The organism is Pseudomonas sp. OTU5201, from assembly GCF_038440135.1.
GTDB classification, from domain to species: domain Bacteria; phylum Pseudomonadota; class Gammaproteobacteria; order Pseudomonadales; family Pseudomonadaceae; genus Metapseudomonas; species Metapseudomonas resinovorans.
In genome coordinates, this window is record NZ_JASATC010000044.1 from 27,924 (window position 1) to 43,766 (window position 15,843).

Annotated in this window: 13 protein-coding genes; 7 read left to right on the forward strand and 6 right to left on the reverse strand. The window is 65.5% G+C overall.

Annotation, left to right across the window (positions count from 1 at the left end):
* Window positions 1–142: 142 nt before the first annotated feature.
* Genes AAHM40_RS22495 through AAHM40_RS22515 form a run of 5 tightly spaced genes read right to left on the reverse strand, consistent with a single transcriptional unit; the run spans window position 143 to window position 5,438 of the window.
* The gene (locus AAHM40_RS22495; protein WP_137823420.1) at window positions 143–364 is read right to left on the reverse strand and encodes a formate dehydrogenase subunit delta; all 222 of its coding nucleotides are present in this window, start codon (window positions 362–364) and stop codon (window positions 143–145) included.
* Window positions 361–3,237, reverse strand: coding sequence for a formate dehydrogenase subunit alpha (gene fdhF, locus AAHM40_RS22500; protein WP_342246651.1), 2,877 nt, complete (start codon window positions 3,235–3,237; stop codon window positions 361–363). Before fdhF ends, AAHM40_RS22495 begins: the two co-directional genes overlap by 4 nt.
* Window positions 3,234–4,793, reverse strand: coding sequence for a formate dehydrogenase beta subunit (locus AAHM40_RS22505; protein WP_342246652.1), 1,560 nt, complete (start codon window positions 4,791–4,793; stop codon window positions 3,234–3,236). Before AAHM40_RS22505 ends, fdhF begins: the two co-directional genes overlap by 4 nt.
* A complete protein-coding gene (locus AAHM40_RS22510) occupies window positions 4,787–5,269 on the reverse strand; it encodes a formate dehydrogenase subunit gamma (RefSeq protein WP_342246653.1) in 483 nt (160 codons plus the stop codon). The genes AAHM40_RS22505 and AAHM40_RS22510 overlap by 7 nt, the downstream gene beginning before the upstream one ends.
* Before the next feature lie 10 nt (window positions 5,270–5,279).
* Window positions 5,280–5,438: a hypothetical protein gene (locus AAHM40_RS22515; protein ID WP_342246654.1), complete on the reverse strand. Its 159-nt coding sequence runs from the start codon at window positions 5,436–5,438 to the stop codon at window positions 5,280–5,282.
* A gap of 430 nt (window positions 5,439–5,868) precedes the next feature.
* On the opposite strand from AAHM40_RS22515, the gene AAHM40_RS22520 reads away from it, so the two are divergent.
* The 7 genes from AAHM40_RS22520 (at window position 5,869) to AAHM40_RS22550 (ending at window position 14,100) form a co-directional block, all read left to right on the forward strand.
* The gene (locus AAHM40_RS22520; RefSeq protein WP_342246655.1) at window positions 5,869–6,846 is read left to right on the forward strand and encodes a dipeptidase; all 978 of its coding nucleotides are present in this window, start codon (window positions 5,869–5,871) and stop codon (window positions 6,844–6,846) included.
* 121 nt (window positions 6,847–6,967) lie between these two features.
* Window positions 6,968–7,498, forward strand: a complete 531-nt coding sequence (locus AAHM40_RS22525) for a DUF5943 domain-containing protein (protein WP_342246656.1) — start codon at window positions 6,968–6,970, stop codon at window positions 7,496–7,498.
* Between the two features lie 15 nt (window positions 7,499–7,513).
* On the forward strand, window positions 7,514–9,574 hold the full coding sequence (dgcA, locus tag AAHM40_RS22530; RefSeq protein ID WP_137823423.1) for a dimethylglycine demethylation protein DgcA: 2,061 nt from the start codon (window positions 7,514–7,516) through the stop codon (window positions 9,572–9,574).
* A gap of 158 nt (window positions 9,575–9,732) precedes the next feature.
* The gene (gene dgcB / locus AAHM40_RS22535; protein ID WP_342246657.1) at window positions 9,733–11,691 is read left to right on the forward strand and encodes a dimethylglycine demethylation protein DgcB; all 1,959 of its coding nucleotides are present in this window, start codon (window positions 9,733–9,735) and stop codon (window positions 11,689–11,691) included.
* A gap of 130 nt (window positions 11,692–11,821) precedes the next feature.
* Window positions 11,822–13,054: an electron transfer flavoprotein subunit alpha gene (gene etfA / locus AAHM40_RS22540; protein ID WP_342246658.1), complete on the forward strand. Its 1,233-nt coding sequence runs from the start codon at window positions 11,822–11,824 to the stop codon at window positions 13,052–13,054.
* Window positions 13,044–13,823: an electron transfer flavoprotein subunit beta gene (etfB, locus tag AAHM40_RS22545; protein WP_342246659.1), complete on the forward strand. Its 780-nt coding sequence runs from the start codon at window positions 13,044–13,046 to the stop codon at window positions 13,821–13,823. The genes etfA and etfB overlap by 11 nt, the downstream gene beginning before the upstream one ends.
* A gap of 31 nt (window positions 13,824–13,854) precedes the next feature.
* Window positions 13,855–14,100: a hypothetical protein gene (locus AAHM40_RS22550; protein WP_028630518.1), complete on the forward strand. Its 246-nt coding sequence runs from the start codon at window positions 13,855–13,857 to the stop codon at window positions 14,098–14,100.
* Between the two features lie 223 nt (window positions 14,101–14,323).
* Here AAHM40_RS22550 and gbdR read toward each other — a convergent pair whose 3' ends face one another.
* Window positions 14,324–15,424 (reverse strand): choline metabolism transcriptional regulator GbdR, encoded by a 1,101-nt coding sequence (gbdR, locus tag AAHM40_RS22555; RefSeq protein WP_342246660.1) that lies wholly within the window; start codon window positions 15,422–15,424, stop codon window positions 14,324–14,326.
* Between the last annotated feature and the right edge of the window lie 419 nt (window positions 15,425–15,843).

The following is a 15,843-nucleotide window of genomic DNA, read 5'->3' on the forward strand; positions in this document are numbered from 1 at the left end:
GAGCTGACTTGCCAGCGAATGGCCCCGTTTCGCTGGCAAGCCAGCGCCTACAAGGCTCTTGGCACGCTGGTAAGTCTCTCGCAACAGCTAACGCAGACAGCGCCATTGAATTCGCCCCTACAAGGAATAGCCCAACCGCTTGCTATACCGCCCTCCCCTGCTCCGCCAACGCCTCCTGCACCAGGGGGTGCAGGTTCTCCCCATGGTGCTCCACCTGCCAGGCCATCAGCTCGATTCGCATGGCCGGAGTCCAGAAGCTCTGCAGGTGGGTACGGACACCCTTCACCGCCTGGTCCTTGTCCGGTTCGGTAGCAAAGAACTGGGCGATCTGGTTGGCCATCTTGATCAGGTTGTCGGTGCTCATCGGCGTACCTCGGCTTTCTCGGTCCTACGGCGCTCCTTGAGCAAGCGCCGCTGTTCGTCACTGAACTCCTGATAGCGTTTCTGCCATTCGGAAGGCTGATAGACCCGCGTGACCTCCACTGCGGTGACCTTGTATTCCGGGCAGTTGGTGGCCCAGTCGGAGTTGTCGGTGGTGATCACGTTGGCCCCCGATTCAGGGAAGTGGAAGGTGGTGTACACCACCCCCGGCGCGACTCGCTCGCTGACCCGGGCGCGCAGCACCGTCTGCCCCGCGCGACTGCCCACACCCACCCAGTCACCTTCGTGAATGCCACGGCTCTCCGCGTCAGTCGGATGGATTTCCAGGCGGTCCTCTTCATGCCAGGCGACGTTGTCGGTGCGCCGGGTCTGCGCACCGACGTTGTACTGGCTGAGGATACGCCCGGTGGTCAGCAGCAGCGGGTAGCGGCTGTTGACCTTCTCCTCGGTGGGCACGTAGCCGGTGAGCATGAAGCGACCCTTACCGCGCACGAATTCCTCGATGTGCATGGTCGGGGTACCGTCCGGGGCGGCCTCGTTGCACGGCCATTGCAGACTGCCGTGACGGTCCAGCTCGGCATAGCTGACCTTGGTGAAGGTCGGCGTCAGCCGGGCGATCTCGTCCATGATCTCGGACGGATGCTTGTAGTCCATGCGGTAACCCAGGGCGTTGGCCAGCAACTGGGTGGCTTCCCAGTCGGCCTTGCCGCCCAGCGGGTCCATCACCTTGCGCACGCGGGAGATGCGCCGCTCGGCATTGGTGAAGGTGCCGTCCTTCTCGAGGAAGGAGCTGCCCGGCAGGAAGACGTGGGCGAACTTGGCGGTTTCGTTGAGGAAGATGTCCTGCACCACGACGCACTCCATGGCCGAAAGGGCCGCGGTGACGTGCTGGGTGTTGGGGTCGCTCTGGGCGATGTCCTCGCCCTGGCAGTACAGCGCCTTGAAGGTGCCACCGAGGGCCGCCTCGAACATGTTGGGGATGCGCAGACCCGGATCGGGCTGCAGGGTCACACCCCAGGCCTGCTCGAACTGGGCGCGTACCGTGTCGTTGGAGACATGGCGGTAGCCCGGCAATTCATGCGGGAAGGAGCCCATGTCGCAAGAGCCCTGGACGTTGTTCTGCCCGCGCAACGGGTTCACGCCGACACCTTCGCGGCCGATATTGCCGGTGGCCATGGCGAGGTTGGCGATGCCCATCACGGCAGTACTGCCCTGACTGTGCTCGGTGACACCCAGGCCGTAGTAGATGGCCGCGTTGCCGCCGGTGGCGTAGAGACGGGCGGCGGCGCGGATGTCATCGGGCGACACGCCGCAGACCGGCCCCATGGCCTCCGGCGAGTTCTCCGGCTTGCCGACGAAGTCGCGCCAGCGGGCGAAGTCCGCCGGTTCGCAGCGCGCGTCGACGAAGTCCTGCTTGACCAGTTCTTCGGTGACGATCACATGGGCCAGGGCGTTGAGCATGGCCACGTTGGTGCCCGGACGCAGCGCCAGATGCAGCTCGGCGCGGGCGTGGGGCGAGTCCACCAGGTCGATGCGCCGCGGGTCGATGACGATCAGCCGCGCGCCTTCACGCAGGCGCCGCTTGAGCTGGGAGCCGAACACCGGGTGGGCGTCGGTGGGGTTGGCGCCGATCACCAGGATCACGTCGGCCTGCATCACCGAGTCGAAGCTCTGGGTGCCAGCGGATTCCCCCAGAGTCTGCTTGAGCCCATAGCCGGTGGGCGAATGGCAGACACGGGCGCAGGTGTCGACGTTGTTGTTGCCGAAGCCGGCACGCACCAGTTTCTGCACCAGGTAGGTCTCTTCGTTGGTGCAGCGGCTGGAGGTGATGCCGCCAATGGAGTCGCGCCCGTACTGGAGCTGGATGCGACGGAACTCGCTGGCCGCGTAGGTCACCGCCTCGTCCCAGCTGACTTCCTGCCAGGGATCGTCGATGTGCTTGCGGATCATCGGCTTGGTGATGCGATCCGGGTGGGTGGCGTAGCCCCAGGCAAAGCGTCCCTTGACGCAGGAATGGCCGTGGTTGGCCTGGCCGTTCTTGTCCGGGACCATGCGCACCAACTGGTCGCCCTTCATCTCGGCGCGGAAGGAGCAGCCGACGCCGCAATAGGCGCAGGTGGTGATGACGCTGCGCTCCGGCTGGCCCAGCTCGACCACGCTCTTTTCCATCAGCGTCGCGGTCGGGCAGGCCTGCACGCAGGCGCCGCAGGACACGCATTCGGAGTCGAGGAAATTCTCGCCACCGGCCGCGCTCACCCGCGAGTCGAAGCCACGGCCGCTGATGGTCAGGGCGAAGGTGCCCTGGGTTTCCTCGCAGGCGCGTACGCAGCGGTTGCAGACGATGCACTTGCTCGGGTCGTAGTCGAAATAGGGGTTGGAAACGTCCTTCTGCTCGTCCAGGTGGTTGGCACCATCGTAGCCGTAGCGCACCTCGCGCAGGCCCACCTGGCCGGCGACCGTCTGCAGCTCGCAGTTGCCGTTGGCCGAGCAGGTCAGGCAGTCCAGCGGGTGATCGGAGATGTACAGCTCCATCACGTTGCGGCGCAGAGTGGCGAGCTTGGGCGTCTGGGTGTGGACGACCATGCCTTCGCTCACCGGCGTGGTGCAGGAAGCCGGATAGCCACGCATGCCGTCGATCTCGACCAGGCACATGCGGCAGGAGCCGAAGGCTTCCAGGCTGTCGGTGGCGCACAGTTTGGGAATGGTGGTACCGAGCAGCGCGGCGGCACGCATCACCGAGGTGCCGGCCGGTACGCTGATTTCGCGACCGTCGATGCTCAGACTGACCTGCACCTCGCTTTCGCGGGCTGGGGTGCCCAGGTCGATGTCGCTGGCGGGGTCGAAGAGGTTGATCATTGGTCGGCCTCCGGGGTCTTCAGACCGAAGTCGGCGGGGAAATGCTTGAGGGCGCTGGTCACCGGGTAGGACGTCATGCCGCCCAGAGCGCAGAGCGAGCCATAGGTCAGCGTGTCGCAAAGGTCCTTGAGCAGGATCACCTGCTCGTCCCGCGCGGCGGCGTCTTTGGCCGCCAGCAGGCGATCCACCACCTCGACGCCACGGGTGGAGCCGATGCGGCAGGGCGTGCACTTGCCGCAGGACTCTTCCGCACAGAACTGCAGGGCGAAGCGCGCCATGTGCGCCATGTCCAGGCTGTCGTCGGCCACCACAACGCCGCCGTGGCCGAGCATCGCGCCCATGGCGGCAAAGGCTTCGTAGTCCAGCGGCGTATCGAATTGAGCAGGCGGCACCCAGGCGCCCAGCGGTCCACCCACCTGGGCGGCCTTCAGCGGACGGCCACTGGCGGTGCCACCGCCGTAGTCTTCCACCAGCTCGCGCAGGGTCAGGCCGAAGGCCCGCTCCACCAGCCCGCCGTAGCGGATATTGCCGGCCAGCTGGAAGGGCATGGTGCCGAGCGAGCGGCCCATGCCGAAATCACGGTAGAACTTCGCGCCACGGGCGAGGATGGTCGGCACCGAGGTCAGGGTGAGCACGTTGTGCACCAGGGTCGGCAGGCCGAACAGGCCCTGCAGCGCCGGCAGCGGCGGCTTGGCGCGAACCACGCCGCGCTTGCCTTCGAGGGAATCCAGCAGCGCGGTTTCCTCGCCGCAGATGTAGGCTCCGGCACCCACACGCACTTCGAGGTCGAAGGCGCGGCCGCTGCCGTCCACATCGGCGCCGAGGTAGCCGGCGGCGCGGGCGATATCCAGCGCCGCGCGCAGGGTCTGCACAGCCTGCGGGTACTCGGAGCGCACGTAGATGTAGCCCATGGTCGCGCCGACGGCGAGGCCGGCGATGGTCATGCCCTCGATCAGCAGGAAGGGGTCGCCTTCCATCTGCATGCGGTCGGCGAAGGTGCCGGAGTCGCCTTCGTCGGCGTTGCACACCACGTATTTCTGTTCAGCGGCGGCGCCGAGCACGGTGCGCCACTTGATGCCGGCCGGGAAGGCCGCGCCACCCCGGCCACGCAGGCCGGAATCCAGCACCGCGGCGACGATTTCCTCGCCGCCGAGCGCGATGGCGCGCGCCAGGCCTTCGTAGCCGCCATGGGCCAGGTAGTCCTCCAGGGACAACGGCCGGGTGATTCCGGCGCGGGCGAAGAGCAGGCGCTGCTGGCTCTTGAGGTAGGGGATCTCCTCCACCGGCCCCAGGGCCAGCGGATGGGTAGAGGCGTCACCGGCGAGGGCGTCCAGCAGGGCGGGCACGTCTTCCGCCGTAAGCGGACCGAAGCCCAGGCGGCCTTCGGCGGTTTCCAGCTCCAGCAGCGGCTCCAGCCAGTAGAGGCCACGGGAACTGGTGCGATGCAGCTCCAACGGCAGGTTACGCCGCTCGGCCTCGCGGGCCAGGGCTTCAGCCACGTCGTCAGCGCCCACAGCGCGGGCAACGGAATCACAGGGGATGCACAGCCTCAGCATGACCCATCCTCCAGGCAGTCGTTCACCAGCGCACTCAGACGCTCGGGGGTGAGCCGCGCGTGTAACTGGCCGTCCAGTTCCAGCGCCGGCGAGCAGGCGCAGGCGCCCAGGCAGTAGACCGGCCGCAGGCTGATCCGCCCGTCGGCACTGGTACCGTGGTCGTCCAGCTCCAGGTGCTCGCGAAGCTGCGCGGCCAGGCGCTCGGCGCCCATGCTCTGGCAGGACTCGGCACGGCACAGACGCAAGGTATGGCGCGCCGGCGGCGTGGTGCGGAAATCGTGGTAGAAACTGATCACCCCGCGCACCTCGGCCAGGCTGAGGTTGAGGGCATGGGCGATTTCGGGAATGGCGATTTCCGGGATGTACCCGGCGCCTTCCTGGATGGCGTGGAGGATCGGCAGGAGGGCACCGGGGGTGTCCTTCTCGCGCTCCAGCACGCTGTGGATCAGAGGCAGGTGAAGCGTCTCGTCAGGCATACAGCATTCCTCAGCATCGCGGACGACGCAGGCCGTCGCCGGTCGTCCGGAAGTCGTCGGCTGCGGCGTACCACCACATCACGGAAGCGTGGCCTTGCTGGTCGCCGTCCTTGCGCCACGGTCGGGCGTCTTCGCGCGCTTGGTCCGGGGCATTCGGGGAGCTTGCCATCCCCGGCGTTCGGAGGTTGCACCCGAGCGACCCTGCGCGTCCTGAAACCGACTTCGGGTGACGGGGAGGGAAATCAGGCTCCCGTTCCTTCTTTATAGGCGGTACGGGGACATGCATGGAGAAGCACGGACCTGCGGTTGGCGTTCGGAGGGCTGTAGGGGCGAATTCATTCGCCAAGGGCAACGCAGTTGCCCCCCTTGTGAGTCCAGGGCGGACCTGCGGCCCGCTTGGCGATTGAAATCGCCCCTACAAAGGCACGCGCCCACCGCAGCAATCTGCATTCCGAACCCGGCTTGCCCATTCGCGACCGGCTTGACGCTTTCGGCAATACCCCGGTCGCTTTTGCGCGATAGCGCCGAATCCCCCAGGGATATGCTCCCCCCAAAGCGCCGGCAGAAGATTCGGCGCATGGATAACAGGGGACAGCCTGATGAGCCCAGCCGAACTGCACGCCGACAGCATCGTCATCGACGGTCTGATCATCGCCAAGTGGAACCGTGAACTCTTCGAAGACATGCGCAAAGGCGGTCTGACCGCGGCCAACTGCACCGTGTCGGTCTGGGAAGGCTTCCAGGCGACGGTGAATAACATCGCCGCCAGCAGCAAGCTGATCCGCGAGAATAGCGACCTGGTGATCCCCGTGCGCACCACCGCCGACATCCGCAAGGCCAAGGAGCAGGGCAAGACCGGCATCCTCTTCGGCTTCCAGAACGCCCACGCATTCGAAGACCAGATCGGCTATGTGGAAGTGTTCAAGCAGCTCGGCGTGGGCATCGTGCAGATGTGCTACAACACCCAGAACCTGGTCGGCACCGGTTGCTACGAGCGTGACGGCGGCCTCTCCGGCTTCGGTCGCGAGATCGTCGCCGAGATGAACCGAGTCGGCGTCATGTGTGACCTCTCCCACGTCGGCTCCAAGACCTCCGAGGAAGTCATCCTCGAATCATCGAAGCCGGTCTGCTACTCCCACTGCCTGCCGTCCGGCCTGAAAGAACACCCGCGCAACAAGTCCGATGAAGAACTGAAGTTCATCGCCGACCACGGCGGCTTCGTCGGTGTGACCATGTTCGCCCCCTTCCTCGCCAAGGGCATCGACTCGACCATCGACGACTATGCCGAAGCCATCGAGTACGTGATGAACATCGTGGGCGAAGACGCTATTGGCATTGGCACCGACTTCACCCAGGGCCATGGCCAGGACTTCTTCGAGTGGCTGACCCACGACAAGGGTTACGCCCGCCGCCTGACCAACTTCGGGAAGATCGTCAACCCGCTGGGCATCCGCACCGTGGGCGAGTTCCCCAACCTCACCGAGACCCTCCTGAAACGCGGCATGCCCGAGCGCGTGGTGCGCAAGGTGATGGGCGAGAACTGGGTACGCGTGCTCAAGGACGTCTGGGGCGAATAAGCGCTCTTCTCCCCTCTCCCCCCGGAGAGGGGCCAAACCCTCACCCCAACCCTCTCCCAGAGGGAGAGGGGGTTAATTCGGCCCACAGCCGGGCCCAATCGAATTCCGGAGCTAGAACAACATGGCCAAACACGCCCCTGAAATGCCCATCGAAGTTGATAGCGAAACCGGTGTCTGGACCACCGACGCCCTGCCCATGCTGTATGTGCCGCGCCACTTCTTCGTGAACAACCACATGGGCATCGAAGCCGAGCTGGGCCCGGAGCGTTACGCCGAGATCCTCTACAAGGCCGGCTACAAGTCCGCCTGGCACTGGTGCGAGAAAGAAGCCGAGTGCCATGGCCTGGACGGCGTGGCGGTCTTCGAACACTACATGAAGCGCCTGTCCCAACGCGGCTGGGGCCTGTTCCAGATCGAATCCATCGACCTGGACAAGGGCACCGCCCAGGTACGCCTGAAGCACTCCGCCTTCGTCTACGTCTACGGCAAGGTCGGCCGCAAGGTCGACTACATGTTCACCGGCTGGTTCGCCGGCGCCATGGACCAGATTCTCCAGGCCCGCGGCAGCAGCGTGCGCACCGTTGCCGAGCAGCTGTACAGCGGCTCGGAAGAAGGCCACGACGATGGCCTGTTCATCGTCAAACCTCTGTAAGGCGAGGCTCGGGAAATGGCATTCGAAGCAATGTTCCAGCCGATCCAGATCGGCAAACTCACCATCCGCAACCGTGTGCTGTCCACCGCCCACGCCGAGGTTTATGCCACCGACGGCGGCATGACCACCGACCGTTACGTGAAGTACTACGAAGAGAAAGCCAAGGGCGGAATCGGCCTGGCCATCTGCGGCGGTTCCTCGGTGGTGGCCATCGACAGCCCGCAGGAGTGGTGGAGCTCGGTGAACCTGTCCACCGACCGCATCATCCCACACTTCCAGAATCTGGCCGACGCCATGCACAAGCACGGCGCCAAGATCATGATCCAGATTACCCACATGGGCCGCCGCTCGCGCTGGGACGGATTCAACTGGCCGACCCTGATGTCGCCCTCTGGCGTTCGCGAGCCGGTACACCGGGCCACCTGCAAGACCATCGAGGTCGAGGAGATCTGGCGGGTGATCGGCAACTACGCCCAGGCCGCCCGTCGGGCGAAGGAAGGCGGCCTGGACGGCGTCGAGCTGTCCGCCGTGCACCAGCACATGATCGACCAGTTCTGGAGCCCGCGCGTCAACAAGCGTACCGACGAGTGGGGCGGCACCTTCGAAGGCCGGATGAAGTTCGGCCTGGAAGTGCTCAAGGCCGTGCGCGCCGAAGTGGGCGACGATTTCTGCGTGGGCATGCGTATCTGCGGTGACGAATTCCACCCGGACGGCCTGTCCCACGAGGACATGAAGCAGATCGCCAAGTACTACAGCGACACCGGCATGCTCGACTTCATCGGCGTGGTCGGCTCAGGTTGCGATACCCACAACACCCTGGCCAACGTGATCCCCAACATGAGCTTCCCGCCGGAGCCCTTCCTGCACCTGGCGGCGGGCATCAAGGAAGTGGTCAACGTTCCGGTCCTGCACGCGCAGAACATCAAGGACCCGAACCAAGCCACCCGTATCCTGGAAGGCGGCTACGTGGACATGGTCGGTATGACCCGCGCCCACATCGCCGACCCGCACCTGATCGCCAAGATCAAGATGGGCCAGGTCGACCAGATCAAGCAGTGCGTCGGCGCCAACTACTGCATCGACCGCCAGTACCAGGGCCTGGACGTGCTGTGCATCCAGAACGCCGCGACCTCCCGTGAATACATGGGCGTGCCGCACATCATCGAAAAGACCACCGGCGTGAAGCGCAAGGTCGTGGTCGTCGGGGGTGGCCCGGCAGGCATGGAAGCGGCGCGCGTGGCGGCCGAGCGCGGCCACGACGTCACCCTGTTCGAGAAGAAGGATCAACTTGGCGGCCAGATCACCACCGCCTCCAAGGCACCGCAGCGCGACCAGATCGCAGGCATCACCCGCTGGTACCAGTTGGAACTGGCGCGCCTGGGGATCGATCTGCGCCTGGGCACTGCGGCCGACCCGGACACCATCCTCGACGTGCGCCCGGACATCGTCGTCCTGGCCAACGGTGGTCACCCGTTCATCGAGCAGAACGAGCACTGGGGGGCTGCAGAAGGCCTGGTGGTCAGCAGCTGGGACATCCTCGATGGCACCGTGGCACCGGGCAAGAACGTCCTCGTATACGACACCATCTGCGAGTTCGGCGGCATGTCGGTCGCGGACTTCCTGGCCGACAAGGGCGCCCAGGTTGAGATCGTCACCGACGACATCAAGCCAGGCATCGCCGTGGGCGGGACCTCCTTCCCGACCTACTACCGCAGCATGTACCCCAAGGAAGTGATCATGACCGGCGACCTGATGCTGGAGAAGGTCTACCGCGAGGGCGACAAGCTGGTGGCTGTGCTGGAGAACGAGTACACCGGCGCCAAGGAAGAGCGCGTGGTCGACCAGGTCGTCATCGAGAACGGCGTACGGCCGGACGAAGGTCTTTACTACGCACTCAAGCAGGGCTCGCGCAACAAGGGCCAGATCGACGTCGAGGCGCTGTTCGCCATCAAGCCGCAGCCCTGCCTTAGCCAGCCCGGCGACGGCTACCTGCTGTTCCGCATCGGCGACTGCGTGGCCCAGCGCAACACCCACGCGGCGATCTACGACGCTTTGCGTCTGTGCAAGGACTTCTGATGAGCGCTCCCCTCTCCCTTTGCGAGAGGGGCCGGGGGTGAGGGGTGGCGAGGGCCGGTACGGACTCCCAGTAACGCCAAGCTTCCCTCACCCCGACCCTCTCCCAGAGGGAGAGGGAGCTATCCGTGCCGCTTTCAGGTCCCGGTAGGAGACCAACCATGCTGAACACCCTTCTTCCCATCCTGCTCTTCGCTGCCTTGGCACTCGCCGTGCTGGGCGCGTTGAAGCGCTTCTTCATGTGGCGCCGGGGTCGACCGTCCAAGGTCGACTGGATCGGCGGCCTCATGAAGATGCCGCGCCGCTACCTGGTGGACCTGCACCATGTGGTCGAGCGCGACAAGTACATGTCCAAAACCCACGTCGCCACGGCTGGCGGCTTCGTGCTGTCGGCCCTGCTGGCGATCGTCGTGCACGGCTTCGGCCTGCACAGCCGGATCCTCGGCTTCGCCCTGCTGGCGGCCACGGTTCTGATGTTCGTCGGCGCCCTGTTCGTCGCCAAGCGTCGGCGCAACCCGCCGGCACGGCTGTCGAAAGGCCCCTGGAATCGCTTGCCGAAGAGCCTGCTGATGTTTTCGGCGAGCTTCTTCATCGCCACCCTGCCGGTGGCCGGCATCCTGCCGGAAGGCTTCGGCGGATGGTTCCTCGCCGGTATCCTCGCCATTGGCGTGGCCTGGGGCGTGTCCGAGCTGTTCTTCGGCATGACCTGGGGCGGGCCGATGAAGCACGCCTTCGCCGGCGCCCTGCACCTGGCCTGGCACCGCCGTGCCGAGCGTTTCGGCGGCGGCCGCTCCACCGGCCTCAAGGCGCTGGACCTGGCTGATCCGAATGCCCCGCTGGGCGTGGAGAAACCCACCGATTTCACTTGGAACCAGCTGCTCGGCTTCGATGCCTGCGTGCAGTGTGGCAAGTGCGAAGCGGTATGCCCGGCCTTCGCCGCCGGCCAGCCACTGAACCCGAAGAAACTGATCCAGGACATGGTCATCGGTCTGGCCGGTGGTGATGACGCCAAGTTCGCCGGCAGCCCCTACCCTGGCATCCCGCTGGGCGAGCACAGCGGTGGCCCGCATCAGCCGATCGTCTCCCTGCAAGGCAAGGCGCTGGTATCCGCCGAGACCCTCTGGTCCTGCACCACCTGCCGGGCCTGCGTCGAGGAATGCCCGATGATGATCGAGCACGTCGACGCCATCGTCGATATGCGCCGCCACCTCACCCTGGAGAAGGGAGCGACCCCGAACAAGGGCGCCGAGGTGCTGGAGAACCTGATCGCTACCGACAACCCTGGCGGCTTCGCGCCTGGCGGCCGCTTGAACTGGGCCGCAGACCTGAACCTGCCGCTGATGAGTGAGAAGAAACAGGCCGAGGTGCTGTTCTGGGTCGGCGATGGTGCCTTCGACATGCGCAACCAGCGTACCTTGCGCGCCTTCGTCAAAGTCCTGAAAGCCGCCAATGTCGATTTCGCCGTGCTCGGCCTGGAAGAACGTGACAGCGGTGACGTGGCCCGTCGCCTGGGTGATGAAGCTACCTTCCAACAACTGGCCAAGCGCAACATTGCCACGCTGAACCAGTACCGCTTCAAGAAGATCGTGTCCTGCGACCCGCACAGCTTCCATGTGCTGAAGAACGAGTACGGCGCCCTGGGCGGCCAGTACGAGGTCCAGCATCACAGCACCTTCATCGATGAGCTGATGCAGCGCGGCAGCCTCAACCTTGGCCAGCACAAGGGCGGCAGCGTGACCTACCACGACCCTTGCTACTTGGGCCGCTACAACGGTGAGTACGAGGCGCCGCGCAACGTGCTCAAGGCCATCGGTATCGAAGTGAAGGAAATGGAACGCTCCGGTTTCCGCTCACGCTGCTGCGGTGGTGGCGGCGGTGCGCCGATCACCGACATCCCCGGCAAGCAGCGGATACCCGACATGCGCATGGTGGACATCAAGGAAACCGGTGCAGAGCTGGTGGCCGTGGGTTGCCCGCAGTGCACCGCGATGCTCGAAGGCGTTGTGGCGCCGCGTCCGGAGATCAAGGACATCGCCGAACTGGTGGCGGATGTACTGATCGAGACAACGGTGGAAGCAAAAAAGCCGTCGGCGGCTAAAGCTGCCGTGGAGGTGGCGTGATGGTACGCACAGCACCGGCAGCAGGTGTAGGAGCGAGCTTGCTCGCGAACCGGCACCGTGCCGACATCATCCCCTTCGCGAGCAAGCTCGCTCCTACGATGCATACCCACTCGCCATTGGAGGTCCGCCCATGAGCGACATCATCCGCCGCGACCCGCGTGCCGAGTGGATCGCCCGCAACCGCCTGCACCCGCTGCATGCCGCCATGCAGCAGCAAGGACAGACGAGCTGGATGGGTCCCAACGGCATTATCCGCAAGAATCCACACACGATTGCCGCCGGTTTCATAGGCCCCAATGGCCTGAAACGGATCGACCGCAGCGGCGCCCAGCAGGGCACCGCTGGCAAGCGCAGCGCTACAACCGAAGTGGTGCAGCTGCCGCTGCATGTCGTCGAGCAACCGGCGTTCCACATCTGCGTGGTGCCTGACATGGTCGGTGGCCGCCTCTCCAGCCACGACAAGGACCTGCTGGGCCTGGCCAACAAGCTGGCCGGCAACGACGGCGCGGTGGTCGCCGTGCTCTTCGGCGAAGATAAGGAGGCGGCCTTCGACGCCGCCGGCGTCGACCGCGTCCTGCGCATCGAGGGCGAGGCCTTTGACGGTTATGCGCCCGAAGCGCGCGTGCTGGCCTTGAGCGCGGTGGAAAGCCAGTTCGCCCCGCGTCACTGGTTGCTGCCCGACAGCCGCACCGGTGGCGGAGAACTGGGCCGCCGGCTGGCCGCCAAACTTGGCGAGCGCCCGGCCACTCGCGTCTGGCAGGTCGCCAACGAACAGGCCATCGGCCGCGCCGGTGCCGGCCGCGAGGACTTGGTGCGCGCTGTGCCGCGCCTGATCCTCGCCGCTGCCGAATGCGCCGAGCCGGTCAGCGAAACCCGCCATGAAGCCCGTCCGCTGGAACTGGCAGCGAACATCGCCCACAGCCTGGCGCGCATCGAAGACCTCGGCCCGGTGGCCGTGGACCCGGCGCAGATTCCCATGGCCGAGGCGGAGTTCATCCTCTCCGGTGGCAACGGGGTCAAGGATTGGCAGCTGTTCCACGAGGCCGCCGTGGCCCTCGGCGCTACCGAAGGTGCCTCCCGCGTGGCGGTGGACGACGGCTTCATGCCGCGCAACCGCCAGGTGGGTGCCACCGGTACCTGGGTCACCGCGCGGGTCTACCTGGCCGTCGGTATCTCCGGCGCCATCCAGCACCTGCAGGGCATCGGTGCCTGCGACAAGGTGGTGGCGGTGAACATGGACCCGGGCTGCGACATGATCAAACGCGCCGACCTCTCGGTGATTGGCGACTCTGGCGCCATTCTTGCCGCCCTGATCCAGCTGGCCACCGAATACCGTCAGGGAGGGGCACGCGATGCCGCATGACACACTGAAGATCGTCAGCCTGGTCTCCATCGGCGCGCATCCCACCTCGGGCCGCGCACGCCGAGCCGACCAGGACGCCCGCGCCGTGGAACTCGGCCTTCGCCTGGCCGGCCCGCGTCTGCGCGTGGTCCACGCCGGCAACCCCCATGAGGAAGCCCTACGTGCCTACTTGGGCATGGGCCTGGATGAACTCATCGTCCTCGAGCAGAGCGCGCAGGACGACGCCCTGCCGCCGCTGGGCGACTTCCTCCGCGAGAGCGGCGCCCAGCTCGTTCTCACGGGAAGCCAGGCGGAAACCGGCGAAGGTTCAGGCATGCTGCCCTACCTGCTGGCCGAACGCCTGGGCTGGCCACTGGTGGTGGGTCTGGCCGAAGTGGAAAAAGTTGATAACGGCGTGGCTCAAGTGCTGCAAGCTCTGCCCCGCGGCCAGCGCCGACGGTTGAAGGTACGCCTGCCCTTCGTCGCCAGCGTCGACAACGCCGCCCCTACCGCACGCCAGAGCGCATTCGGCCCTGCCCGCCGTGGTCGCATCGAGGCCGAAGACGTGGAGCTGGTGGAGGATGTATTGTTCGCCGAGGCCCAGCTGCAACCGGCCCGCCCACGGCCCAAACGGCTCAAGGTGATCAAGGCCAAGACCGGCGCCGAGCGGATGAAGGCAGCCACCGCCAAGGCATCCGGAGGCGGTGGCCAGGTACTCAAGGACGTCTCGCCGCAAACGGGGGCCGAAGCTATCTTCAAACTGTTGCTGGAAGAAGGTGTGCTGCGCTGACCGCGCGGCACCATTTGGGAGGAATAGCGCGATGATGCATGCCGATCTGATCGACCAGGAAGATTTTCGAGAGCGCCTGGTGGCGCTGGGTATCAGCATCCCGCCGGGCGTCACTGCCGAGCAGGCCTGCGAACAGGCCGTGAGCGGCCTGAGCCCGGAGCGCGCCTTGGCCCTGCGCCGCCTGGTGGAAGAGCTGCTGGGCGGCAGCGCCACCCTGCTGCCCAATGTGCGCGAAGCGATTTCGCGCACCCTGCTGCCGGCCCTGGTGCCGCGCTGAAAGCCGATACCCGGGAACGACAAGGGCGCCATAGGCGCCCTTTTTCATTGCAGCGAAATCATTCGAAGCCTTGTAGGGGCGATTTCAATCGCCAAGCGGGCCGCAGGTCCGCCCTTCGGAGCTGAATTGGGCAGCTTCGCTGCCCTTGGCGAATGAATTCGCCCCTACAGGCAATCCAATTCAACCTGCAGGTCCATTCGCCAAGGCGGGCGAGGCGCGCCCCCTAGACCACCCGCACGCTGGCGAAGGTCGACTCACCCTGGGCGCGGCTCAGGGCCACACCGGCAGTGGAAGGATTGCGCACCAGTTCGTCCGGCACCGGCATCAGCGCCACCACGTTGGCATTCTGGCCGGCGCGCTCGTCACGCGGTGGGATGCCGAAGTACTCGCGGTAGCACTTGGAGAAGTGCGGGGTCGAAACGAAGCCGCACACCGACGCCACCTCGATGATGGACATCGCGGTCTGCTTCAGCAGTTGGCGTGCGCGGATCAGGCGCAGCTTGAGGTAGTAACGCGATGGCGAGCAGTGCAGGTACTTCTGGAACAGGCGCTCCAGCTGGCGGCGCGAGACATCGACGTAACAGGCCAGCTCGTCGAGGTCGATGGGTTCTTCCAGGTTGGCCTCCATCAGCGCGACGATTTCCTGCAGCTTCGGCTGGTTGGTGCCCAGCATGTGCTTGAGCGGCACGCGCTGGTGGTCCTGCTCGTTGCGGATGCGCTCGTAGATGAACATCTCCGAGATGGCTGCAGCCAGTTCGCGGCCGTGCTCGCGGGCGATCAGGTGCAGCATCATATCCATCGGCGCAGTGCCGCCAGACGAGGTGTAGCGGTTACGGTCGATGGAGAACAAACGTGTACTGATGCCGGCACGGGGGAAGGCTTCCTGCATCGCGGCCAGGCACTCCCAGTGCACGCTGCACTCGAAGCCGTCGAGCAGCCCGGCCTTGGCCAGCGCCCAGCTGCCGGTGCACACGGCGCCCAACTGACGGCCCTGGCGGGATTGCACCTGCAACCAGTGCGTATGTTCGCGGCTGACGCTGTGCTGAATGTCGACACCGCCGCAGACGATCACGGCATCCAGGACCGGCGCGTTATCCAGGCCACTGTCGGGGGTGATCTGCAGGCCATCGCTGGCGCTGACGGGGCGGCCGTCCTGGCTGAGGGTGTACCAGCGGTAGAGTTCACGACCGGAGAGGTGGTTGGCCATGCGCAGCGGTTCTACCGCGGACGCCAGGGAAATCAGGGTGAAGTTGTCCAGCAGCAGGAAACCGATGGACTGGGGAACACGGTTCTGGGGTTGAGCCCCTTGGTTGAACTGTGACATCAGTGAAACCCTCAGGCTAGGCAAGGAGCGGAGCCCCGTTTCGAGGCTTTTTCTTATGGCCTGGTACTGCGAAACCAGGGAATACCAAATATAGGCAAAGGCCGTGCCTAACTTGATTGGTCATTCAATTAAAAACAGTCGAATACATCCAAGGCCCGTGCCAGCGGGCCTAGGCGAGAGCGACAGAAGCTTTCTGTTTGCGACCGCCAGAGCCCGCGTCTGCAGGGCCCTGGGGACTTAGGTAGCACTGATGGTGTCGGCGGATGTCACCCCGTGCCGCAGGACACACCCTTCAGTAACAGACGAACGGTTCCTACAGTGACTATTGAGTCACACCACCGTTCGGCGCATTGCGCACCATCGCGGGGCAGTGACGGAGTCGCCGGGCAATCACGAGTCAGCACTCGATGGCGCTGACC